We start from the raw sequence: 23,517 nt of genomic DNA on the forward strand, positions 1-23,517 counted from the left end.
TTTATTAAAAAGCCAGATGGCTTTTTAAACAGAAAGCGGCATACTCTCAACAACTGACGATATGTGATCGCCACCAGCATTCTTGCGAAACAATACGTCCGCCTATGTCGCGCGCCACAAGCTTCCTTATTGTTTCTTACATTATCTATATCGGAGAGCAAACCGGCCTGTTTAATACTTTTTCGGAAATTTTTTCGACTTCTCATACCTCGTCTTTTCCCTGTAGCAACAAACATGTCTACTCCCTCGGAGCAGCAAAAAAATATCCGGACACAAAGAAACATGGCCCGGAAAGAAAAAACGTATTGGTTAATTATCACTTTGATTGCTCAACCGCTTCAACTGCTCAATATGAATCTCCGGCTTTTTGCCTCCAGCAAGCCGATTCTCGGCCTGAATAGCTTCATAGATTTCCTGCCGGTGAATCTGCACATGCCGGGGTGCTTCGATACCGAGCTTTACCTGATCTCCGTCTATGCTTACAATTTTTATCGTAATCTCGTCCCCAATTACAATCGATTCGCCTGCTTTGCGCGTTAATACTAACATACATTCCGCCTGCCTTTACTGGCCTGCCGCCTCACTCCGTCCGGCAGCTCCTTTCTTTCTATCATTGTACTCTTTGTTGCCCTGGTGCGAAAAGAGCGGTTGACGGACGGAATAGCTGCTGTTCTCCAACACAAGCTGCATCCCTTTACGGTTCACGGTATTCATGATCACCGGAGCAAGCAGGTTGACGGTGGAATCGGCCAGCGGTTCGCGCAGCACAACGATACAATAGCAAAGCACACTGTTACGATCCTGAATCCCAAGTTCCTCAAGCATCGGGTCTGGAATGGTAACCTCATAATCGGGAAAAAGGGGAAACGGATCAATCAGAAAGAAATATAAGTCTTCCCGAATCGAATGTAAGACCGTAAACGGGCTATCTTCAATTTTCATAAACATAAATTCACGTTCTTCAGGAAATCCAGGCAGTCCGTGTTCGAATCGATACACTTCCTCTGCCGCATATTCAAATTCACCGAATAAGCTGGATATCATCTTTGTCGCCATCGGCTAAAACTCCTTTATCGGGACTATCTCCGTTTGTTCTTTAATACATGGTATCAACATGTCCGCCGGTAATCTGAAAATGCAGTTCATTTTTCTGCTGCATCGTATAGAAAATTCGTCCTTTTTCATAATGGTGCCGGAAAGGAGTCGTTTGTACATCGACCGACGTACCGCCAATTTTCCAATCCATATTCAATTGCCCTGGCGTAAACGAAATTTTTAATGAAAAATTTCCGGGGACATTTCCGTATGCGAAACGGTGCTGGGGCAAAGTACGTTTACTGGCAGCGAGCTGGCGAATCACATTCCCCTTATTCTCGATCGCCCCCAGTTGTTCGCCCTCCTCCGTAACGCGCGCAATATATGCGAGCGCCTCCCGTTTGCCGTCCGCAGCCGCTTCGGCGATACACTGAAAAACATGTTTTAGCTCCATATCAGCCCAGCATTGCCTCTGATCAATCGTCAACTTCGACGGGGTGGGATGCAGAACCATCTCGGGCGGTTTCTGCTCCAGTTTCAAACGTGTACGCGACGGTTCAAACCTATAGACAGGCTGCTGCACATCCCAGGCAAGCTTCGCGTTTTTCTGTTGTATCTCAAGGCGTAAAACATTCATTTCTTTCCCGCTCCTCTAGCGAAGGAAATCAAGAAGGGAGGGTTGAATCAACCGCGAACCAGCAGCCAGCGCTGCTCGGTGCACATTTTCATTCGTTTGCAGGTCAATAATAACTTTTGCCAGATCAGCATCTTCCCCGTCAGAAATCATTTTCTCTGTCCCAAACGATTGATTGCCGAGACGATTTTGCAGCAGTTCAACCCGGTTCATGCGTGCGCCCACAGAAGCCCGGACTTTCAGAAAGTTATCAATATGACTTTGAATAATTTCCAAATCGTTCTGAATGTCAGCGGTCGTTGGCGGCGGATCAGTAGGAGAAGGATCTAGATGACTTATGACGTTTTTTAACACGGCAAATACGGTACTTCCACCTGTTTTAAATAGTTCGTCCGGCTGCACATTGATCGGAATTTTGACATTTGTCGATACTTCCAATGGAATTTCACTATTGTTTACATCGGATATTAAATCTTCCGCTGTTTTGTCGTAAGGAGGCGTCAGGGTGTGCGTACCGTTAAAAATGTATTTGTCGGCAAACGTGGTGTTGGCCACCGAACCAAGCTGGTCGCGCAGCTGCCGGATTTCAGTGGCAATTTTTTGGCGTTCTTCTCTTCCGTTCGTATCGTTGGCCGCTTGCGTTAATAGTTCTTTTACACGGAGCAAGATGTCGATGCCCTCGCCGACCGCAGACTCTGTTTGCGTAAGCCAGCTCATCGCTTCATCCGTATTGGAACGGAACTGTTCAATTTCGGAAAAATTCGTTCGGAAAAGCATGCCACGGCTCGCCACAATCGGATCATGGGACGGTTTTGAAATTTTTTTGCCTGTTGACAGCATCTCCTGCAGCCGTTCCATCCTTTGCCAGCTATTCCCCAAATAATAAAGCATATTATTATTTAACATGTTTTGTGTAATCCGCATCATATTCCCTCCTACCTACCTACAATTCCCATACCGTTAATGATCTTGTCAAGCATCTCGTCAACCGCCGTAATAGTGCGAGCCGCAGCATTATATGCATGCTGAAACTTAATCATATTACTCATTTCCTCGTCTAAAGAAACACCGGAAATGGATTGCCGCCTGTTCTCTACTTCCATGACCAGACTCTCGGCGTTTTCTTTCATCCGTTGTGCTTCCTCTGTTTCAACCCCTAAAGTGGCAATCATTGCACGGGTAAAACCATCAAAAGAAGTAGTTGTCCCTCCTATCGAAATAGAAGTGCTCTGCTTTAAGGCATATACAGCTAAAGCTATACTATTATCTCCGGGGTTCGCAGGGTCGTACGCAACCTTATTTGGATCAGTAATCGCAACGCCTATATTTGAAGCATCCGCTCCACTGAAAAAGTTTTCCGAAGAATGTTTTTCATTCACTTCTTTAATAAACGCCTTAGCTAAGTCATTTATTTTGGTAATATAATTATGAATAACCGTGTCGCGAGAGTCGACTAATCCGTAAATCTCTCCTGCCTTGAGATTTCCCGAATCCAACTGCGTGCCTCCTACCGAAATAAAACGACGATCATCCCCATTTGCAAGTTTTCCTGAATCAACAAGCGTAATGGACGCAGGAGTATTTCCTGTCACCAGCTGGACACCACTCGGGTTTTTCAATGTAATATTTACTGGCCCATCCACTTTTTTACCGTCTACATCTATAGGAACCGTTTCCACTTCAATGTCCAGCATTTTAGAAAGCTTATCAATCAAAACGTCTCTTTTATCATAAAGATCGTTTGGTATATAACCGTGCGGCACAATGTCACTGATTTGCTGATTTAAGTCTGCAATTTGCTTTACAATCGTTTCAAGTTGTTCCGCTTTTATCTCAACCTGTGAATTAAAATCTTTTTGTAGCTGTTTCAGTTCCCTATCAATAAAATTTAACGTTTCTGCCAACGCTTTTCCTTTTTGAATGACATATTCACGAGTAGAATAATCCGCAGAAGGTTGGGAAACCTTTTGCCATGAATTCCAAAACTCATCCATGACATAACGAAGTCCTTTATCGGATGGCTCATTCATAATTACTTCGATTTGCTCCAACGCATTCGTCCGAGCTTCATATTGCCCTACATTTTTATATTGGCTACGAAACTGTGCATCGAGAAAACGATCACGCAAGCGCTGTATAGAACTTACTATTACCCCGGTACCCATCTGCCCGGCCTGGCGCTCATTCGTTAGGCTTGGATATGGAAACGGCATTGATGCTTCCATATTTGCTCGCTGGCGTGTATATCCTTCCGTATTCGTGTTCGCGATATTGTGACCCGTAACATTCAACGCGGCCTGCTGAGCAAATAAGCCACGCTTCGCAATCTCTAATCCTCCAAACGTTGATCTCATCGCTTTATCTCCCTTCCTCTACCGATTTCTTCTATCACGGTTTCCCTTTATCCACCACTCACCTTAAAAAAGTGCAGAATAATCGACAACGCTGTACAACTATGCCTTACTGTCAAAAAAACGCACAGAACCTGCGTGATGATTACCTTTCTGCTGATATAGATACGGATCTTCCTCCGGCGCCGTCAACTCTTCCAACGTAAAATTGATAAATGCAAGCGACTGCTGAAGCAACTGCTGATTCAACCTATTCAGCGTCCGCAATTCTGCAATCACGTCTCCCAATCTCTTCTGGCAGCGGGCCAAATTCTCTTTTAGTTCCGGAGTATCGGCCAACTCGATCAACTCACTGAGATAGCATGTCTCCTTATGAATCCCCTGCCGCATAAAATAGAGCGAGATTTGTTGCTCCCGCTCTTGTTCAAGTGATTGGATGGTGTTCATGCAGCGAGATTCAACTTGCAGGATGCAAGCCAGTTCGTCCATATCGCCTTTAATCAAGACTTCCTTCTTGTACCCGGCCAGCTTCAACATCCGCTCATGTTCGGCGAGCAACCGCTCCAAAATTCCCACAACCTTGTATAATTCACTCATTATCTTGTCACCATCCGACATTTATTCCGATTTACATCCCCTTCTTCAACAACGCCTCCGCGATCAGTTTAGCGTCCACATGGTACGTTCCAGCCTGTACCTGTTTTTTTAATTCGGCGATACGCTCTGTGCGTTCTGCCTCCGTTTCCTGATTTTTCTGTAGCTCCAGCGCTTCTGTGGAAATTTCCAACTGATCGCGCTCTTTTCCTTTCTTTTTGGCTTCCTCCTGACGCATTTCTTGCTGGCGGTACGGATGGATTGGCTGAATATGACCCGTTCTTTCAATTCTCACTGTTATCACCCCGGCTTTCTTTATTACATTTATATACTTCTTATTCATTCTTTTTTATTCTTCATTGCTCCATTAATATATACATTTCGTTTGAACTTCGGCATTTGTGCCTATTTCCAGTTCATTAACCGCCTTGTTCTCGATAACAAAAAGCCGATTACTTGTTAATAAAGTAATCGGCAACTTTCACAAAAAGTTTAAGTTTTTCTTTACTTCTCCGCTGCTTCTTTTGCCGCAGCAATGGCTTTCTCATAATCCGGGTGATTTGTTACCTCCGGAACGTATTCCACATACGTTACTTTATTGTCTTTATCCAAGACGAAAATCGCGCGGGTCAGCAGACGAAGTTCTTTAATCGCTACGCCGAATGCTTCGCCGAAAGAAAGATCACGGTGGTCGGACAGCATTTTTACATTCTCAATGCCTGCTGCTCCGCACCAACGAGCCTGGGCAAAAGGCAAGTCTACGCTTACCGTCAACACTTCCACATTTGGAAGTTTGGACGCTTCTTCGTTAAAGCGACGGGTTTGCGCATCGCATACGCCTGTATCAATGGAAGGAACAACGCTGATGAGGTGCACTGTTCCTTTGCCATCATTCAAGGAGTACGGCTGCAAGCCTTGCGCCAATACAGTAAAGTCTTTTGCTGTATCGCCTACTTTTACTTCTTCACCGATAAGGGTTACCGGGTTGCCTTTAAATGTAACGGCTCCTGCTCTTTCAATTGCCATATGTAATTCCTCCCATTCAAAAGTGGGTTGTCCTAGTTACCATTCTAGTAGAGTTTCAACTAAATTACAACATTTACACGTTGTTAACATTTCTAACTTCTACATCGTTTCTTTTATTTTTTTCGCTTTTCCTTTCAACAATTTAAGTGCACCATTTTCTAACCCAACAGTATAGGTAGCCTTATAAAGCGAAATTCGCTGCTCCCCCTGCACATTTTCTTCGGCTTCAATGATCACGACCACTTCGGCTGTGGAAGAAGTAGTGGAGCCGAGCACAATATTTTTCAGCCGGACACTCAATGTATGCAAATATCCTTCCCGAAAGTTTTCATAACTGGTACCAGTCTTCCTTCATATATTAAGGATGCGAATGGAGGACACGAAAAGATGCCTTTCCACGTGTGATTCATGACGTGCTGCAAATGGTGTGGGGACAATCGAGACAAGCTGTTTTACAACATCAACACCCTCTTTACCCCATAAGCTGTAATATGCCGTATCCGACAAAAATAATGAGTATAAAAAAAGCGAGAGTCCCTGTACTGTCATCGATCTATCCCATACAGAACAGGAACCTTCGCTTACTTTTAACCTAAACGGCTCTTCAAACGGTGAATCTGCTCACGATTTTCATGCGCCGTATCAATCGCATAGCGTACTTCTGCACGCAAGTTGCCAATTTCGCGCAAAATTAAATTGTCGCTCTCCAGATTTTTCACCTGCGCTGCACTAATCAATTGCTTCATTTCTTCGAAATTTTGTTGTACTAACCGATCGAGCTCATCAAACCGTTTGTCCGCTGCCTCAAATTTCCCATCAACTTCGTCAAACCGCTTGTCTACCGCTTCAAGCTTCCGATCAATTCCGTTAAACCGTTCGTCTACCGCTTCAAGCTTCCGATCAATTCCGTTAAACCGTTCGTCTACCGCTTCAAGTTTCCGATCAATTCCGTTAAACCGTTCGTCTACCGCTTCAAGCTTCCGATCAATTCCGTTAAACCGTTCGTCTACCGCTTCAAGTTTCCGATCAATTCCGTCAAGTCGTTTATCTACCGTTTCAAACTTCTGATCTATCTCGTCGAATCGTTTGTCTACCGTTTCAAACTTCTGATCCATCTCGTCGAATCGTTTGTCTACCGTTTCAAACTTCTGATCTATCTCATCGAATCGCTTGTCTACCGTTTCAAACTTCTGATCTATCTCATCGAATCGCTTATCTACCGTTTCAAACTTCTGATCCATCTTGTCGAATCGCTTATCTACCGTTTCAAACTTCTGATCTATCTCGTCGAATCGTTTGTCTACCGTTTCAAACTTCTGATCTATCTCATCGAATCGCTTGTCTACCGTTTCAAACTTCTGATCTATCTCATCGAATCGCTTATCTACCGTTTCAAACTTCTGATCCATCTTGTCGAATCGCTTATCTACCGTTTCAAACTTCCGATCCATCTCGTCGAATCGTTTGTCTACTGCCTCGAACCTCTTATCCACTGCACAAAACCGCTCATTCATTTCTCTTCTAAGCGATTTTTGTTCGTTCTCGAACCGATCCATCCGTGAGTCAATGCCGTGTATAGCTTCAAGAATTCGCTCGAGCATTTCACCGCTCATCTTTACCGCTCCCTTTCCCGCTTCTTATAGTATCCATTCTAACATAAAAGCCCGAAACACCTGTACAACTTATCTGGCCACAGTCAACCCGTACACTTCCGCTCCCGGAATCCCTTCTTTCAGCGCACGAGCGGCCGCATTTAGCGAACTTCCTGTCGTGTATACATCATCCAGCAGCAACAGCGCCTGTACCTCAAAGCTATTCACTGCTTGCGCGTCCGAAAAATAAAACGCGTTTTCCAGCGCGTGCAGACGGGCCGCACGTTTTTTCTGACTCTGCTTCTCCGTTTCTTTTCTTCGCTCCAACAGTCCATACACAGGCAAGCCAATCCTCTGCCCCAAGAAACGCGCCATTTCTTCCGCCTGATTAAACGTCCGCTCCACTAAGCGTTTTTCATGAAGCGGAATATACGTAATCGCGTCGATCTTCATCTCTCTATAATACAAATACCAGGCACGCCACAATAGCTCCACCATCATTTCTGCCAGCCTGCGATCTCCACGATATTTATATCGTGCAAGCAACTCTTTCATTGGCTTGTTATAACGGACCGCGCTGCGCGAATAGCAAAAATGCCTGCTTTTGCGCCGGCAACAATCCGGACACGGCTCATTCGTCGGCCAAGCACGCCCGCATATCGGACAAATGGTATCTGTCAAAAACACAAATTGCGATTCGCAAACACTGCAAAACGTCAGTCCTCCTTTTCCTGCTCCAGGCTTAACAGCCGCCTCTCCGCGCTTCGGATTCCCACACAGCGTACACCGCGGCGGTGGCGGATACAAAATATCCAGAAGCCAGCCTGTCCAACGTTTCCAATGTAACAAATTCATATTCTCTCCTCCCTCTTTGTGGCCTTTAGATATCCCAGTTTTTTCGCCAGCCGGTTCATCTCCCGAATCTGTCGAATAGACGCTTTCATCGCCTCAGTCACCTCTTCCGCCATAAAAATAACCATACCATCAGGAGCGACCGCTGAACGGCCTGCTCGCCCTGCAATCTGAACGAGCGCTGCTTCATCAAAAATCGGCGCGTCCGCCTGGCACACCAATACCTGAATCCCCGGAAGTGTCACGCCTCGTTCCATAATGGTCGTCGTCAGCAAAATCTGTAGCCTGCCCTCCCGCAACGCTTTCACTTTCGCTTCGCGCTCCGGATCAGCGGCATGAACAACCGCCAGTTTATTCTGCCATTTGCTGTTGTATGCCATAATATATTCGTATAATTGAGGAAGCTGCTGAATAGCCGGAACAAAGATAAAAGCGGGCACCCCTTTTCGTTCGATATCCTTCAAAAAGGAGAGGAGGGAAAAAATCGGCTTTTTCGCGCTTAAACGTGCGTTTAATTTGCTTTCCTGGCGAATTCCTGGTTCGGGTAGCGGGTGTCCATGGTAGCGAACCGGAATTTTGACATGAGGCAGAAAATCCTTGGCATAGCTGGGTTTGCGTATTCTTTTTTGATAGTCGGGGCGCGGCGTAGCCGTCAAGTATATGATTTTCCCCGACAACGTTCGGGCGCGATTCACCGCAAACGGCAGCATCTCATCTTGGTTGTACGGAAATGCGTCAAGTTCATCAAGTATCACCACGTCGAAATGCCGGTAAAAACGAAGCGCTTGGTGAGTTGTAGCCAGAACGAACCGTGACGCATTCCACTTATCCTGCGCTTTGGCACCGCCGTATAATACGGAAAGCGGATGGTTCGGAAACGCGCGACGCAGCCTCGGAGCCAGTTCCAGCACGACATCCCGGCGCGGAGTTGCCCAAAGCACGCGCTCTCCGTTCGCCAGCACATCATGCAGCAACGGAAACATGACCTCCGTTTTTCCTGCGCCACAGACTGCCCACACCAAAAACTCCTGCATCCCCGTCTCCTGTCGGTAAAAATCAAGCATACTACGTGCCGCAGCCCGTTGCGCCTGTGTCAACTGCGGATAATAAAAAAGGGCTTCCTCGGTGCAACCTTTCGGATTCCGCTTTCTCTCATCAGCTGCAAACAAATAGTGGCTACTGCAACTACTACTGCGCCCCATTGTCAGGCAACGGCAACAGTACGGACATTCTCCCTGACAGCGATAACAGTAAACAATATGGATGTGCTCCTCTTCCGCCCCGCAACGGTTACAGCGGTACCTTATTCTTTCTTCGCTTTTCTCGCCTCGGATCAAACACCAGATCCAAGAAACGAAAAGGGAGAAGCTACTCCCTTCTCCCTTTTCTGAGACCCTTTCCACTCCTGGTTTGCGTTCGACCTTCCCGCTCTGTATCCATTCCTGCAGAAGCTCTTTCATTTCTTCTTCTGTTATCCTTCTCCTGCCATCACGAAACAGTAACTGAAACAGCCAATACACTTCCTCTTCCAAGAGTGCCCGTCCCTGAAAAAGCTTGTAGATTTTCTCCTTATCTTCCCATTTCATAATTCTATCCTGCTACTTTTAAGAATCATATTCATCGTCATCTTCCGCGACCTGCCAGAGCCCCTCATCCACTTTACATTTTCTTAGAATCACTTCTCCTTTTTCCCCCATGAAAAATTCGACAAAGTCGCCTGTCTGCAAATTCACCCTTTCTCTAATTTCTTCTGACAGAAACAAAACTCCGTCTTTCGTCACTTTCACTTCTGTAGTTTTTTTCATAGGTACTTTTTCTCCTTTCCAAAATTAATAACAAGGATGCATATTTTGTCATTCTTTGTACCTATTTAATTCGCCAAAACCCATTATTTTCCTTTTTTTATTTTTCAATTTTTTGTTTTTTTCTGCATTTAATCCCGAATTTTTACATGAAATTTTATGTCTGACAAATCTAAAACGCGGAAATACTGGAAAGAAAGAGGTGAGAATAGGTGGCTAACAAACTCTATGTATCGCACGCGCGCGAGAAATTCCGCGAACGAACAAAAAAATTAAAGCTGGGACAGTACGTTAACGCTCTATATATTAATACATACGATCCGTCCTATTATGAAAAACGACTTCGCTACAACCGCTATGACGCTCGTGCTCTCTATTATTTAGGTCAGCGTTATGAAAAAGAAGAAAACTGGGGACAGGCGCTTCATTATTATAAACAGGCAGTGCAGGCAGAGCCGCACTACGAAGCGGCCATCGGCGCGCTGATCCTGCTCCAGCGCAAACAAGAAGAAAGGTTCAGAAAACTCGCATCGCAAGCAACACGCAGGAGACCCGTAAGAAAAAAAATGTCGCTGCTCCAGATGGTAACAGCGATTTTCACAGGTTACTTTCTCATTTTAATGATCGTATTTGGTATTCTTCTTCGCTAGCGTCTTATTCGACCATTTCGTTTATGTTCCTCATCCAAGTCCGCAGCTGTTGATTAAGCAAAAGTCAAGATAAAGAATAAAACAGATTGCCCGTATGCTTTTTTAATGTGGAAAATCCAAAAACCATGTATGAAGCGGAAGCAATGGTTCTTGAGGTTTTATATTTCTGATTGGCAAATCGGGCCACGCTCTTTGAATCATTGGAAGTAAAGTGGAACTATTCACTTCTTCATTCACATATATTTGAAGTGAGACACCATGCGCTGCAGATACCCAAAGCGCGTGGCGTACCGCGTATTCCAGGTGTTCGTCCGGATTGTCGAGCAAGAGCACCACTTGCAGCGAACCGCTTTTTCTTCCGGTACGCTGCAAATGCGGCGGAAAACGATCAAAAAGGAAGCGGCCGCCCCATACGAGAACCCAAGCCAGTATCACATAGACAGCCGCCGTGATGGCAGCAACTGACCATACCCCATCATGTTTCCCCCCTTTTTTCTTACTATATGCGGAACAAAGCAGGAAGGAAACTGATAACAAACCGCTCCATTATTTATTTGCCCGTTTCTTGCTTCTAACTTTCCGGCTTCTCACACTATGACAACCGTACCCAACCGTTTTTGATCGACATAACAACCGCCTGCGTACGATCCTGCACATCCAGCTTTTGTAGAATGCTGCTGACATGGTTTTTTACCGTTTTTTCGCTGATGAACAATTCTTCACCGATCATGCGGTTGCTTTTTCCTTCTGCCATCAATTGCAGCACTTCGCGCTCGCGCGGCGTCAGCGCCAGAATGTTGCTTTCTTTCTCGCTGACACCAAGCTCGCTCACATCGCTTAACAGCACATTCTCATCATGGTTGTGCTCAATGCTGCTTAGACGACGAAACTCACTAATAAGCTTGCCAGTTACTTTCGGATGAATATAAGCTTCCCCGCGCACTACCGAGTTAATCGCTTCGATTAGCGAGTCGGAATCCATTTCTTTCAACAGATAGCCGGCCGCTCCGGAAAGAAGAGCCTTGTATACATAATTCTCATCATCATGAATCGACAGAATAATAATGCGCGATTCCGGCGCTCGTTCCTTGATGCGCTGCGTAGCCTGCACGCCGGTCATTTTCGGCATGTTAATGTCCATCAGGATTACATCCGGCTGAAATTCAACTGCCATCTGGCATGCTTCCTCTCCATCGGACGCTTCGCCAACAATATGGAAACGATCCTCCATCTCCAAAATCCGCTTAACTCCTTCACGGAATAACTTATGGTCATCTACTAACAGAATCGAAATCTTTTGCTCCGTCATACTAACCTCCATACATTCATTAAGGTTTTGTTTCTATGCTATTACCACGCTTACTGCCTTCTTCAATACGAAGAGGAATACTAAACAGGACGCTGGTTCCTTTGCCGGGGGCGGACGTAATTTTCATCTTGCCCTGCAAAAGCTTGACCCGTTCTCTCATCCCCATGATTCCAAATTGCGGCCGCTCCGCTTTTACCGCTTGGTCGAATCCCACTCCATCATCGAGCACGCGAAAATGCACCACATGTGGCTTAAATTCAAGCCTTACTTCCACATGGCGGGCTTTTGCATGCTTTGCTGTATTGTTTAGCGACTCCTGAATTAAGCGGAATACGGCGACTTCAATCGAATTCTGCAGGCGGCATTCCGGGGTAAGCAACGTAAGCTTCGTCTCGATCCCATGCCGCTTCTCATATTCCTCAAGGTATTTACGAAGCGTCGGCACAAGTCCTAGATCATCGAGTGCCATCGGACGCAGATCAAAAATAATCTTTCTTACATCCATAAGGCTTGCCCTTGTAAGTTCTTTTAATAACCTAAGCTCTACCTTAGCTTCGTCAATCCGATTTTGATTAAGCATTCTCTCAACGATTTCGCTCCGCAAGGTAACATTGGCCATCGATTGCGCCGGACCGTCGTGAATATCGCGCGCCACTCGCTTCCGTTCTTCTTCCTGGGCCTGAATGATCTGAATTCCCAGCAGCTGCTGATTCTGGGCTGACTCCAGCGCAATCCCCACTTTCCTTAAGTTGCCCTGCAGGTAGTTTAGCACAATTCCCATCTGCGCAATCAAGTTTTCCGATTTCTCTATGGTGCTTAAAATGCTGCGGTGGCGCCGCTCCAGCTCGTCCCGCCGCTGCCTGAGATGGAGCTCCTTATCCCTTGAGAGCGACAGCTTAATCTGCATCTGGCTGGCTTGCTCATACGCTTCGCGTATTTCCGCCTCACTATATTGGTGGAAACTACGGCTAATACTAGCCAGCTTCTGGCGCGCCTTTCTCGCCTGCAGTTCAAGTTCATCCGTCTGGCTAATGACCCATTCGATTTCTCTTTTTAGGGCTTCCAGTTCGAGGCTGATATAATTGCTTTCTTTATGCGCGTTTTCCGCGATATCAAAAATCTTTTCCCTACTTTCTTCCACCGACGAAATCGTCTTATTCATGACCTCATCAAGCAGTTGAAAATCAATGTTCGCCTCGGTCACGTACATCCCCTCTCTATCATTAGCCAATAAGTACCATTCGAATTGTTACCTTCTACGCTTCTCTTCCCTACTGGTTGACTTCCTTTATAGGCAAGAAGAACAAAAACTCTTTTCCTATTGTATCATTCATCCCACATAAACAAAACAAGACCCACACACTATTGATGTGTTGGGTCTTTAGTCTTATTTTTATTAGCGAGCGGAAAGTTCAGAAGCTTCTTTCTTAAGAATTTCTGCCTTATCCGTTCTTTCCCATGGAACATTTAGGTCATTGCGACCAAAATGTCCATACGCGGCAGTTTGACGGTAGATCGGTCGACGCAAGTCAAGCTGTTTGATAATGCCTGCTGGACGAAGATCAAAATGTTTGCGCACAAGCTGAACAAGAATTTCTTCATCCACCTTGCCTGTCCCGAATGTATCTACATTAATGGATACAGGCTGCGCCACCCCAATCGCATAAGCTACTTGCACTTCACACTTCTCCGCCAACCCCGCGGCCACAATGTTTTTCGCTACATAGCGCGCCGCATACGCACCGGAGCGATCCACTTTGGTCGGGTCTTTACCGGAGAAAGCGCCGCCACCATGACGAGCATATCCACCATATGTGTCCACGATAATCTTGCGTCCGGTCAATCCAGCGTCACCCTGCGGTCCACCGATAACGAAGCGACCTGTTGGATTGATAAAATACTTCGTTTGCTCATCGAGGAACTCGGCTGGAACAACCGGCTTAATCACATGTTCTTTCAGATCCTTCTGGATTTGCTCAAGCGTTATGGACGGATCGTGCTGCGTAGAAATAACGATCGTGTCCACACGTACTGGTTTGTTTCCTTCATATTCAATCGTTACCTGCGTTTTGCCATCCGGACGCAGGTAGCTCAACGTTCCATCTTTGCGGACTTCCGTCAAACGACGGGACAGTTTATGAGCAAGAGAAATCGGAAGCGGCATCAATTCTGCCGTTTCGTTGCAAGCGAATCCAAACATTAAGCCCTGGTCGCCAGCACCAATCGCTTCAATTTGCTCATCTGTCATTTGTCCTTCGCGCGCTTCGAGCGCCTGGTCAACCCCCTGCGCAATATCAGGAGATTGTTCGTCAATAGAAGTTAGAACCGCGCAAGTGTCAGCGTCAAAACCGAATTTCGCGCGAGTATATCCGATTTCACGAATCGTTTCACGAACCACTTTCGGAATATCTACATAGCAGCTTGTCGTAATCTCGCCCGCTACAAGCACCATGCCTGTTGTTACGGATGTTTCCGCCGCTACACGAGCGTTTGGATCTTTTTCAAGAATCGCATCAAGAATGGCATCGGAAATCTGGTCGCAAATTTTGTCCGGATGGCCCTCCGTTACCGATTCCGATGTGAAGAGATGACGGCCTTTTTTCAGCGCCATGTTCACGTACCTCCTTATAAACCATGAATATATAGATGGTCTTGGTTAAGATACGGTACTCCCTTCCCAAACGTTGTCGCAAAGCAGTAAAAAACCTTTTCCATTATTTTATCCTGGAAAAGGGTCATCTTTTTACTCATTCTTTGCCCTTTATCTTCCAGAATCAAGTATGTATCCATACCTGTTCTGCTGGTTAGCACCGTTCATCGCGCCGGGAACACTTGTCCGCGCTAGCTCGTTGCGCGATGTGGTTGCCGGGCTTCATCGGGCCAGTCCCTCCGCCTGCTCGGGATACAAGGGTCTTCCGTTCTCAATGAGCATATCTTATTTAGGTTTGGATGTCAATAAAGAAAAATACTTGGTTGTTCGTTCGACCGTGCTACCGAACTACATATTCACCGCGGATCATAATGTCCGCCGGGCCTTTTACAACTTTGAGGCCACGGCCGTCATCGCGCGGCAACAACAAATGGTGATTGGCTGGTACCGGCTCGCCCTGCGTAATGTTCGTGCCTGCGGTCAAATCCGGGAGACCATACCCTTCGCCCGGCGGCGTATGAGCGACCACTTTTCCGGTCCGAACAATAAATTCCGTGCCCGCATAGCCAATAATCGTCTTTCCTGCCGGAACTTTTTCCACGATCAGCTTCGCCGCAGCCGGTGTCTGCGTGTCGCTTGCCGGTTTGCCGGGCTGGGATTTCACCACATTCAAAATCTCCTGCTTTACTTTCTCCACATAGCTCTTCGTTACAACCGGATCTGCATCAGAGCCGGGCTCAGGCGTAGCTGCCAAACCGGTGGACACCGCCCCGATCACCAAGGCCAACGCGGCACCTGCCAATCCATATCCCCATTTTTTCATGTACATTCCTCCCTGCGTATACTGATCTAAGGGAAGAAGCCGGGCATCTCTCCCCGGCTTTTCCATCCTCCCAATTACGGTATAAATGGTTATCTAATTGTATATACGCCCGGGAAGGAATTTTGTTGTGAATCCATGCTTTACTTTACATAAACGAACAGATTATCCCCTCTCGTTTCGACAAGGATGGACGGAAAGTCGCTGTCCAATTTTTCAAGCGAAAGCCAGAGGACACCTTTTTCGTTGCGTACATATGCATTATTTTTGCTCGGATATTTGCGCACAGTTTCACCACAGCGCATGGTCGCTATTTCCTGGGACGCATCCCAATAAACTTGGCAACCATACAATTGGGCAAACGGGCGAAGCGCGATAAACCATTTGCCATCGATTTTTTTCGCAACGCTTTCGCCCGCAGGAATACCAGCCACCGAAGCAGTCCCGTTCGAATGTAGAACAAGAGCAGTGGAACCATGCAAATACGAAATCGCCTTGATAACCTGCTCATTCGGGTTTTCTACGATAATATCCGGCGTAATGCCGTGCCCGTTGATCTTCCGAAGTTTCGGGGAGAAATACTCTTCGATCGTCAGCTTTAAAATCCCGCCTTGTTTCAACGGTACCAATTCCTGAACCGTGCCTTTGCCGAATGTTTTGGTGCCGACGATTTTGGCAACATTGTAATCCTGTAGCGCGCCTGTCAGCACTTCGGACGCGCTGGCCGTTCCTCCGTTTACAAGGACGACAACCGGAAGCGAGATCGCTCCGGATTTGGCCATAATCGCCGTTCGTTTGCCGCTTCGATCTTTTACATATACAAGCGCGCCTTTATCGATAAATTCATCGGCAATTTCCAGCGCCGCATCCAGGTAGCCGCCGCCGTTGTCGCGCAAGTCAAGAATCAACCCCTTCATCCCGTCCTTTCGCAGCTTGGCGAGATGCTTGCGAAACACTTCTGCGCTATTTTCAGAAAATGTGTAAAGCACCATATATCCAATTTTATTGTCCAGCATGACACTATCGACCGGCGAGAATTGCAGCGCCTCACGCATGAGTGAAACTATCTGCTCCTTTCCCGCGCGTTTAATCGTAAGTTCTATGCTGGAACCGACTTCACCTTTCATCCATTCCGTAACCTGCTCGATAGACTGCCCGGCAACCCGCTTGCCGTCAACAGCAATGATTTCGTCACCTGCCCGCAAACCAGCTTTTGCCGCAGTCGAACCTTCAAATACACTTTCGATGAGCAATTTGTTATTTTCTTGCTGAATATATACGCCAATGCCTACGAACGTACCTTCTAAGTTGTTATAAAATTCTTCAAACTCCTCATTCGTAAAATAGGTAGTGTAAAGGTCGCCCGTTTCCTCCAACAGCCCGCGAATGGCGCCATCTGTGAGACGCTTTACATCCAGCTGGCTGTTCAAATGTTTTTCCATTACGGTTTGCAGCACTTCATGAATCCGTGCTTCCTCTGCGGCATACGGATTGTTTGCGGCATTCGGCACATTCTCCGCCGCCAGCGTCGGAGCGGCCATGCTTCCTGCTACGGCCATAAGCATGCTCCATACAAGTAAGTGTTTCATCGTTTTTTTCAAAGTACTCAACTTCCTCTCCCTATTCACATTTTGCTGCTTGGTTTACTTCCTTCCTCTTAACTATCATTCGACACGCGCGCCAACTATCCTTTTTTTTCCTCGTATACAGCGAGCGCGGCAAACACTTTGCGCCGCATCCACTGACGGTTGATCTGCCTCCCATGAATCACCAACTGGGAGGAACGGCCACCGTCAAGATTAAGCGCGATATGACAGCCGACCTGCCGCAAAATATGTGCCAGTTCGCGACAGGTCAATCCTGAAGGGCGGCCATCCGTCACCGCAAAAATAACATCCGTCTCTGTCAATCCAACGGCCGTGCGCGGATGAGACTCCGCCGCAATCGTCGTTTCTATATGCGGACTTGCCACAAGGCCCGGCAACAGCAGCGGCGACGACTCCACCGCCCAGTGCGCCTCCTGGAAATCAGCAATCGTTCTTCCTTTCACCGTGTCGATCCGGACGATACCTGCGACATCCCGATACAGGTAAAAACCGCCCATTGAACGGTCAACAGTCGTGCCATTGCTGTATTTCATGCCGGAGATGGAATACCCGCCATCAAGGTGGAAAAAGTTTGCGTTCATTAGAATTATCGGCACTTCCTGTCCTTCTTTTTTGAGCCTGTCATACATACGGGTAAGCCATTCCCCTTCCGGAAGACAGGGAAGCAATTCAATGGGCGTTCGTCGTGAAACCTTTACAAAATGCACCGCCTTTTCTTTCCAATATTTCATTCTACTCTCTGTTCTCTCCTTTTCGTCATCGACCGTATTTTATGGTAAAATAGAAAAGATATTTTGCGGAGGAAAGTACATAGTATTACAGAATACAATGCACTTTCCCAAACATTGAAAAAATGGGACACGCCTGTGTCTTATTTTTTCAGGCACATAAGGATGGGCATCGGTTATGTTATTTCATACGGCTGAATTCTTTTTTCTTCTTATTATTACGTTTATTTGTTATTACTTGTTTCGCAACGCCCGGCTTGTCATTTTAAGCGTAGCCAACTGCCTGTTTTACGCGGCAGCAAGCTGGGGGTTTCTCGGGCTATTTCTTGGCATGTCGTTTACTTCCTATTTAATCGCCCGGCGAATTCCGAAAGGACAAAGTCGGTTCTGGCTCACGATCGGAATTATTCTGAACGTGGCCAACCTAGCATTCTTTAAATATTCTATGTTCATCATTCAAAACCTGGAAGCGGTAACCGGCCTGACGCTGGTCGCCAAAGACGGATTTTGGGCCCATATCGTGCTTCCGATCGGTATTTCCTTTTATACGTTCCAGCTTATCGCCTATCTGACAGACGTATATAAAGGTCGTATCGAGCCTACGGATTCATATCTTCGCTTCTGGGTATTTATCGCGTTTTTCCCGCACCAGCTGGCGGGCCCGATCATGCGTGGGCATGAATTCATGCCCCAGGTAGAACGGACACATAAACTAACGCTGACACCGACGGAATTCAAATACGGTGTCTACCTCATTCTATGGGGACTTGCAAAAAAAATTCTGATCGCGGATCAAGTGTCTCCCATCGTTGATGAGTATTTCAAAAATCCAGCTGACTTGACAATGGCCCAAGCCTGGACAGGCGCATATTTGTTCGGATTTCAAATTTACGCCGATTTTTCCGCGTACAGCGATATGGCGGTCGGACTCGGGTATCTGTTCGGATACCGCCTACCACTAAACTTCTTAAGCCCGTATATTAGCGCGAATGCGACCGAATTCTGGCGACGCTGGCACATTACACTATCGAGCTGGATTCGTGACTACATCTACATTCCGCTGGGAGGTTCGCGCAAAGGCCGCTTGCGCAAGGACGTCAACCTGCTTGCGGCGATGTTGATTTCGGGACTATGGCACGGCGCGATGTGGACATTCGTCATCTGGGGCTTCCTGCACGGAATGCTGCTGATTATTCATAAATGGTATGCAGACGGACTGAAAAAGCTGTTGGATGCGCTGCCTTCGCCAGGCAAAGCTGTCTCTCGCATAATAGCCGTGCTATACCGGATAATCGCCGTGGTTCTCTTTTTCCACATTACCACGGTTACATGGGTATTTTTCCGGGCAGAAAGCGTGCAGGACGCGTTCGATTATATAACGGCCATGTTTGACCCGGCAGGCTGGGCCAATTTCGTGCAGCAAATTTCATCGCAGGCGTTCTACCTACAGATCGTCCTGGTGCTGTACGCTGCCCACTTGCTGGAATATATCGTGCGCCGCAATGAAGAAGGAATCGCAGCATGGTGGCACCGCCTGGTTCCGTCTCCTGTGCGTGGAATCGTATACGCCCTGCTTGTGTTCGTCGTTATCGCCATGATTAAGGGTGAGAAGCATGATTTTATCTATTTTCAGTTTTAAATTAAACAAAAAAGGGAGCTTCCTTCAACTTGTCAGAAATGAGAAAGGAGAAGTTACATTAAGACGCTCAAAGAGACGTCGGAAGCAGTCGTGGTGGATGCGCGGATTTTTGTGGGCTTTGTTGCTTGTGGCGCTGTGCGAAGCGTTCATTTTCCGCAATCCGGCGCTGTACGGGATGAGCCCGGCCAGCTTTATCGGGCAAATTACAGATGTCGAGAAACGACTGGAAAGCCAGAATACAGCGAAAATCAAACTGCTTGTACTCGGCGATTCGCAAAGCATGGACGCGCTGCGCCCGCCGCTGCTCGCCGCAAGGTACGGCCTGAAACCGGATGAAGTGTTCAACCTGAGCATAAGCGGTGGCAAAGCGGTTGATATGCTGCACCTGTATGAGAAGCACAAGCAAGATCTGCCGAACCTTCAGCACGTCATTATTTCGGTAAACGAGCACCAGTTAAACGCTTCTACTGATTTTTCAGACAACAAATTCCGCTATCACGCGACGCTTGCGGAACGGTTGCAGGTGCCGCATTTCGAAAACAAAATGGATCTGGCTTTCGGCTGGCTGCTTTATTCATATGGACTGCGTGAAGTGTGGACCGAGATGGCGAAGCTGTACTGGGAAGACAAGCTGCCGCAGCCACCGCGGGATCAATACAAATACAAATGGGGGCTGCCGCCTGTGGAAGCCCGCGAGGCCAATCACCTTGGCCCAGCCTATGCTGCCGAAGTAGCCAAGCGATGGATGCGCGACTACCAGTTAAAAGGCGTGGAAACGAACGCCCTGGAACGGCTGATGAAAGAATTGTCCAAGCAGGGAGTATCGTTCACCGTAGTCCAGCTTCCGCGTACGCAGGCGTTTGAAACCATTATGAAAAAACAGTACGCTTCCGAGCAGGCCGCTTACCGTCATCTAGTCGGAGAACTGTCGACCAGATATAATGGGAGATTCATAATCATCCCGCCGACGCTGGATGATTCGTATTTCCGCGATGCGAACCATGTGAACAAGAAGGGCGCAGAAAAAATTACGGCAGAGCTGTCCTTATAGCTCTGCCGCTTTCTCACCATTTTCCGCGCTTATTGCTGCTTCATCGTGAAAATTTCCCGATCATGCTCTCCGATCTTCATATCATAGAATCGCAAATCCTTCTTCGTGACCATGTTTTCACACAAAGTTTTTAATCCGCCTTTCATATCCGCTATATCATACTGGACAGAATCGATAACTGCTCTGCTTTCAAGCTGATTGTTTCGGATCGCGTGTACCATCTGGTGCAATTCTTTCTGCCCGACTTCCAGTATATCTACGCGCTGTTCCAGCTTATCCATGCGTCCTTCCAACGTATCCATGCGCTGTCCGAGCTTGTCCATGCGCTGTTCCACTTTGTCGAGCCGATTATCTATATTTTCCAACTTCTGATTAACATGCTGCAGCTCGCCCAATATCCGGTTCAACACAGCTTCCATCCCATTGCCTCCCCGTGATTTTATGCACTCATTATACCACAAAAGCCGATCGATGCATTCAATTATTTTACATTTTTTAACAAATGGGAGACTTGTAGACTTTGCTGCTCTCCCTTTTTCCACGACGAAGCGGAACAGAGGCCTGTATTACTGCGGGCAGACAAGATGCATTCGCGTCAGAGTTGAAAACTTTTCAAAACATATGATTGAATATTCATTCACTTATACAAACAACAGACTTCTTTGCAAATTTTTATGTGTGAATAAATGTGAAAAGTTATGAGTGAATATTCATTCACAAATAAATATAAAATATCATCCAAGCCGCATTATTCAATAAACACCGTCTGACTTTCTGCATCCCAACGTGCCTTCGCGCCCAAAGCTTGCACGACATGATAAACCGGAAGCATCATCCGTTCATTTTTAATCTCTGCAACCACATCGGTCGGGACAACCGTTCCGTTTACCATAATCTTTCGTTCTCCTACCTTGATTTGTACGACCTTATCGCCTTTGAATAAAGTAACCGTATGTGCTGCTTTGTCCCAGACGATATCCTTCTCCCCTACACCAAGTACTTCGGCGACATAGCGAACAGGTAAATAGGTACGGTCATCCTTAATGTACGGAGCCGCATCCATAACTTTCTCGTTATCGCCGATTCTATAAATAGTACTGCCTATCGTAAACGAGCCGCTCATTTTTGTATCAGTCGGGGCAGGCGTGATAACGCTTGCATACTGAAACGCAGAACCTGTCGTTACATTGAAAACTTTGCTATTGAATGGATGGGATAGCGCATAGCCCGCAACTTTCGCTTCCATGACTCCTTCCGGCACGCTCCGATCCAGGCCAAGCTTAATTCCCGAAATTCTAATTTTGGAAGGTTTGGTGCTCTCCGCTTTCACATTGAATGTAATCGCATCGTATATAGATTCCGCCTTTACAATCTGCACGGAAGCTGTATCAATTTTCAAATCCCCTTCTATGACTTCAACTTTCGGCGTCGTGGTATATGTAACCCCTTTTGGAAGATAAACCACGACGAATCCGTTCTCCGTCCCAAGCGGTCCCATATCGATCGCCTTTCTAATGGCACCCGGCATTGTCTCAGCGAGGAAAATATCAGGTGCTTCCTGCCCCTGCAAACCAATTCTCAACTTTCCTTCCCCCGCCGCTTTAGGAATCACCGGGGGGATGACTTTAGCGACGAGAACTTTTTGCTTTTCGATACCCGCTCCCTCAACCGTCGCCTCGATATCGCCCAGGGTACCTGTCTTCACGGCGATGGCTGCTTCAAAGACAAGCTTGCGCTTGCTGCCGGAAGGCGTGGACGTGGAAGGAATGGTGAACGTAATCCGATTGCTATCGCTGTTGACAACGCCTCTCACGTCGCTGCCTGAATAACTGATAAGATGCCTCACTATATTGCCGGAAGGCGTAACCGTTCCAACGATTTTCACAGTGCTCGGGAACTCGACTTCAACTTCCCGCCCTCCTATGAACGCGCCTGGCGAAGTTTCTTCAATCGTCATTTTGACAACTTTTTTGTCATCAAATTTACTGGAAAGAATCTGGTTAACTTGCTCTACCTTTATATTCGCTCCCCACTTCTGATACTTCGCCACAACCACTTCCGCATCGCTCAGTTCCGTACCGGAAATCGATACGTATACATCCCCCGGAACGGCTCCGTCTTTCGGCTTCACCCTCGGTTTTACATAAAGAAAACCGCGATCCTTACTCCCTGCTGGAATATTCAACGTTGCCCGTAATGTATTCCCATCCTTAATAATATTTGTAAAAGTCGCTCCGGTAAATCCGCCCGTACCTGTCAGCTTGATGTCCCGCCATTCAAACTGCGACGGCAAGCGGAACGTAACCGGCGTAGAGGAGCCCCGCGTAATCTGTCCTGGAGAAGCCTCTTCAATCCGTACTATACCTGTGTCAGCTTCCGTTTCCCCTATCGCCTCTACCGTATCAGCAACGGCTATCGTCTTGCCTGTCCGAACAATAGCGAACGTATACTCGCCGGAAGTAATGGTGCTATCCATCGGCTCCACCTTGACCTTCAGTTCGCCTGTCGCACCATTCACTTTGATATCCAGGGGAATCCGTATCTTGTCCGCTTGATCCCCATCGTTGTTCACGATATTCGGGCCTGCCGGTGTAACGACCAGAGTGCTCTCCGTCATCAGTACCGCCGTGGCGTTTTCCAAACCCGCCGGAACTCGATTCCATTCCACTCCTGGCGGCAATGTCACACGAAATGTATCTCTAGTAGTAAAGTCGATATCCTTTTCGCCTACATACAAACTGGCAGCCGGATTGCCATCAGCATGATAATTAGACGAAAGATGTAAAATCCGGTCTACGTAATTGTTGCTGTTCGCTTCTACTATAGACATCCAGGGCATCACTGCCAGAGGCGCCGCTAGTGCCACAAAAGAAACCTGCCGTACTCCTTTATACCATTTTTTGTGACCTCTTTTCATCACTTTCCCCCTTTTATGCTCTTGTTTTTGCCTCTCACCATGCCAGAACACGATCAATAGAAAGCGCTATCATTTCCTTGAGCACTCACCCCCTAAAAAAATTCTAATATTTTCATATATTTAGATTATATATACAAAATTTTGGAATCGTCAATAAAAAATATAAATAATCATTCTTTTTAAAATATTCTTTGAGACAAAAAAATAGGAGACACTCGCAAGTGTCTCATCAAATGGTTCTGCCTCCCTTTCTCCATCAC

The 23,517-nt window shown here is 46.9% G+C and carries 25 protein-coding genes and 1 riboswitch; of the genes, 3 read left to right on the forward strand and 22 right to left on the reverse strand.

The window, feature by feature from the left end; translation table 11 throughout:
• Window positions 1-309 precede the first annotated feature (309 nt).
• The 13 genes from csrA to K3F53_RS17055 form a co-directional block, all read right to left on the reverse strand.
• The gene (gene csrA, locus K3F53_RS16995; RefSeq protein WP_057897504.1) at window positions 310-549 is read right to left on the reverse strand and encodes a carbon storage regulator CsrA; all 240 of its coding nucleotides are present in this window, start codon (window positions 547-549) and stop codon (window positions 310-312) included.
• Between the two features lie 15 nt (window positions 550-564).
• Window positions 565-1,056 (reverse strand): flagellar assembly protein FliW, encoded by a 492-nt coding sequence (fliW, locus tag K3F53_RS17000; RefSeq protein ID WP_220559154.1) that lies wholly within the window; start codon window positions 1,054-1,056, stop codon window positions 565-567.
• A 40-nt stretch (window positions 1,057-1,096) separates the two neighbouring features.
• The gene (locus tag K3F53_RS17005) at window positions 1,097-1,672 is read right to left on the reverse strand and encodes a DUF6470 family protein (protein WP_057897502.1); all 576 of its coding nucleotides are present in this window, start codon (window positions 1,670-1,672) and stop codon (window positions 1,097-1,099) included.
• Window positions 1,673-1,687: 15 nt separating this feature from the next.
• Window positions 1,688-2,596, reverse strand: coding sequence for a flagellar hook-associated protein FlgL (gene flgL / locus K3F53_RS17010; protein ID WP_082705844.1), 909 nt, complete (start codon window positions 2,594-2,596; stop codon window positions 1,688-1,690).
• Between the two features lie 8 nt (window positions 2,597-2,604).
• Window positions 2,605-4,023 (reverse strand): flagellar hook-associated protein FlgK, encoded by a 1,419-nt coding sequence (gene flgK / locus K3F53_RS17015; protein WP_057897500.1) that lies wholly within the window; start codon window positions 4,021-4,023, stop codon window positions 2,605-2,607.
• Window positions 4,024-4,122: 99 nt separating this feature from the next.
• Window positions 4,123-4,617: a flagellar protein FlgN gene (locus K3F53_RS17020; protein ID WP_057897499.1), complete on the reverse strand. Its 495-nt coding sequence runs from the start codon at window positions 4,615-4,617 to the stop codon at window positions 4,123-4,125.
• Between the two features lie 31 nt (window positions 4,618-4,648).
• Window positions 4,649-4,909 (reverse strand): flagellar biosynthesis anti-sigma factor FlgM, encoded by a 261-nt coding sequence (flgM, locus tag K3F53_RS17025; RefSeq protein ID WP_220559155.1) that lies wholly within the window; start codon window positions 4,907-4,909, stop codon window positions 4,649-4,651.
• Window positions 4,910-5,118: 209 nt separating this feature from the next.
• Entirely contained in the window at window positions 5,119-5,640 is a 522-nt protein-coding gene (tpx, locus tag K3F53_RS17030) for a thiol peroxidase (protein WP_057897497.1), read from the reverse strand.
• 99 nt (window positions 5,641-5,739) lie between these two features.
• A complete protein-coding gene (locus K3F53_RS17035) occupies window positions 5,740-5,949 on the reverse strand; it encodes a hypothetical protein (RefSeq protein ID WP_057897496.1) in 210 nt (69 codons plus the stop codon).
• A gap of 278 nt (window positions 5,950-6,227) precedes the next feature.
• Window positions 6,228-7,253 (reverse strand): coiled-coil domain-containing protein, encoded by a 1,026-nt coding sequence (locus K3F53_RS17040; protein ID WP_220559156.1) that lies wholly within the window; start codon window positions 7,251-7,253, stop codon window positions 6,228-6,230.
• Between the two features lie 69 nt (window positions 7,254-7,322).
• Window positions 7,323-8,087, reverse strand: a complete 765-nt coding sequence (locus K3F53_RS17045; RefSeq protein ID WP_057897494.1) for a ComFC family protein — start codon at window positions 8,085-8,087, stop codon at window positions 7,323-7,325.
• On the reverse strand, window positions 8,084-9,670 hold the full coding sequence (locus K3F53_RS17050; RefSeq protein WP_220559157.1) for an ATP-dependent helicase ComFA: 1,587 nt from the start codon (window positions 9,668-9,670) through the stop codon (window positions 8,084-8,086). The genes K3F53_RS17045 and K3F53_RS17050 overlap by 4 nt, the downstream gene beginning before the upstream one ends.
• Window positions 9,671-9,688: 18 nt before the next feature.
• Complete coding sequence (locus K3F53_RS17055) at window positions 9,689-9,889, reverse strand: AbrB/MazE/SpoVT family DNA-binding domain-containing protein (RefSeq protein ID WP_220559158.1); 201 nt, start codon at window positions 9,887-9,889, stop codon at window positions 9,689-9,691.
• A 209-nt stretch (window positions 9,890-10,098) separates the two neighbouring features.
• On the opposite strand from K3F53_RS17055, the gene K3F53_RS17060 reads away from it, so the two are divergent.
• The gene (locus K3F53_RS17060) at window positions 10,099-10,536 is read left to right on the forward strand and encodes a tetratricopeptide repeat protein (protein ID WP_220559159.1); all 438 of its coding nucleotides are present in this window, start codon (window positions 10,099-10,101) and stop codon (window positions 10,534-10,536) included.
• Between the two features lie 102 nt (window positions 10,537-10,638).
• Here K3F53_RS17060 and K3F53_RS17065 read toward each other — a convergent pair whose 3' ends face one another.
• The 7 genes from K3F53_RS17065 to K3F53_RS17095 all read right to left on the reverse strand — a co-directional run bounded on the left by K3F53_RS17065 (window position 10,639) and on the right by K3F53_RS17095 (window position 17,653).
• Entirely contained in the window at window positions 10,639-10,971 is a 333-nt protein-coding gene (locus tag K3F53_RS17065) for a hypothetical protein (RefSeq protein WP_057897490.1), read from the reverse strand.
• Window positions 10,972-11,128: 157 nt separating this feature from the next.
• Complete coding sequence (locus tag K3F53_RS17070) at window positions 11,129-11,845, reverse strand: response regulator (RefSeq protein ID WP_175493636.1); 717 nt, start codon at window positions 11,843-11,845, stop codon at window positions 11,129-11,131.
• A 19-nt stretch (window positions 11,846-11,864) separates the two neighbouring features.
• Window positions 11,865-13,049, reverse strand: a complete 1,185-nt coding sequence (locus tag K3F53_RS17075; protein WP_246615656.1) for a sensor histidine kinase — start codon at window positions 13,047-13,049, stop codon at window positions 11,865-11,867.
• A 192-nt stretch (window positions 13,050-13,241) separates the two neighbouring features.
• The gene (gene metK, locus K3F53_RS17080) at window positions 13,242-14,450 is read right to left on the reverse strand and encodes a methionine adenosyltransferase (RefSeq protein ID WP_139184992.1); all 1,209 of its coding nucleotides are present in this window, start codon (window positions 14,448-14,450) and stop codon (window positions 13,242-13,244) included.
• Between the two features lie 153 nt (window positions 14,451-14,603).
• Window positions 14,604-14,754, reverse strand: a riboswitch (SAM riboswitch).
• Window positions 14,755-14,835: 81 nt separating this feature from the next.
• Window positions 14,836-15,318 carry a hypothetical protein gene (locus K3F53_RS17085; protein ID WP_139184989.1) on the reverse strand — a complete coding sequence of 161 codons (483 nt, stop codon included), beginning with the start codon at window positions 15,316-15,318 and terminating at the stop codon, window positions 14,836-14,838.
• Window positions 15,319-15,458: 140 nt separating this feature from the next.
• Complete coding sequence (locus K3F53_RS17090) at window positions 15,459-16,925, reverse strand: S41 family peptidase (RefSeq protein ID WP_220559160.1); 1,467 nt, start codon at window positions 16,923-16,925, stop codon at window positions 15,459-15,461.
• A 74-nt stretch (window positions 16,926-16,999) separates the two neighbouring features.
• Complete coding sequence (locus K3F53_RS17095) at window positions 17,000-17,653, reverse strand: phosphodiester glycosidase family protein (protein WP_057897484.1); 654 nt, start codon at window positions 17,651-17,653, stop codon at window positions 17,000-17,002.
• Window positions 17,654-17,828: 175 nt separating this feature from the next.
• Here K3F53_RS17095 and K3F53_RS17100 point away from each other — a divergent pair, with 175 nt between their 5' ends.
• A complete protein-coding gene (locus tag K3F53_RS17100; protein ID WP_220559161.1) occupies window positions 17,829-19,289 on the forward strand; it encodes an MBOAT family O-acyltransferase in 1,461 nt (486 codons plus the stop codon).
• Between the two features lie 97 nt (window positions 19,290-19,386).
• A complete protein-coding gene (locus K3F53_RS17105) occupies window positions 19,387-20,340 on the forward strand; it encodes a hypothetical protein (RefSeq protein ID WP_139184991.1) in 954 nt (317 codons plus the stop codon).
• Window positions 20,341-20,369: 29 nt separating this feature from the next.
• On the opposite strand, the gene K3F53_RS17110 is transcribed toward K3F53_RS17105, so the two are convergent.
• Together K3F53_RS17110 and K3F53_RS17115 are read right to left on the reverse strand one after the other, a co-directional pair.
• Window positions 20,370-20,759: a hypothetical protein gene (locus K3F53_RS17110; protein ID WP_220559162.1), complete on the reverse strand. Its 390-nt coding sequence runs from the start codon at window positions 20,757-20,759 to the stop codon at window positions 20,370-20,372.
• A gap of 329 nt (window positions 20,760-21,088) precedes the next feature.
• Window positions 21,089-23,257, reverse strand: a complete 2,169-nt coding sequence (locus K3F53_RS17115) for a copper amine oxidase N-terminal domain-containing protein (protein WP_057897480.1) — start codon at window positions 23,255-23,257, stop codon at window positions 21,089-21,091.
• Between the last annotated feature and the right edge of the window lie 260 nt (window positions 23,258-23,517).

Source organism: Aneurinibacillus thermoaerophilus (genome assembly GCF_019603355.1).
Taxonomy (GTDB): Bacteria; Bacillota; Bacilli; order Aneurinibacillales; family Aneurinibacillaceae; genus Aneurinibacillus; species Aneurinibacillus thermoaerophilus.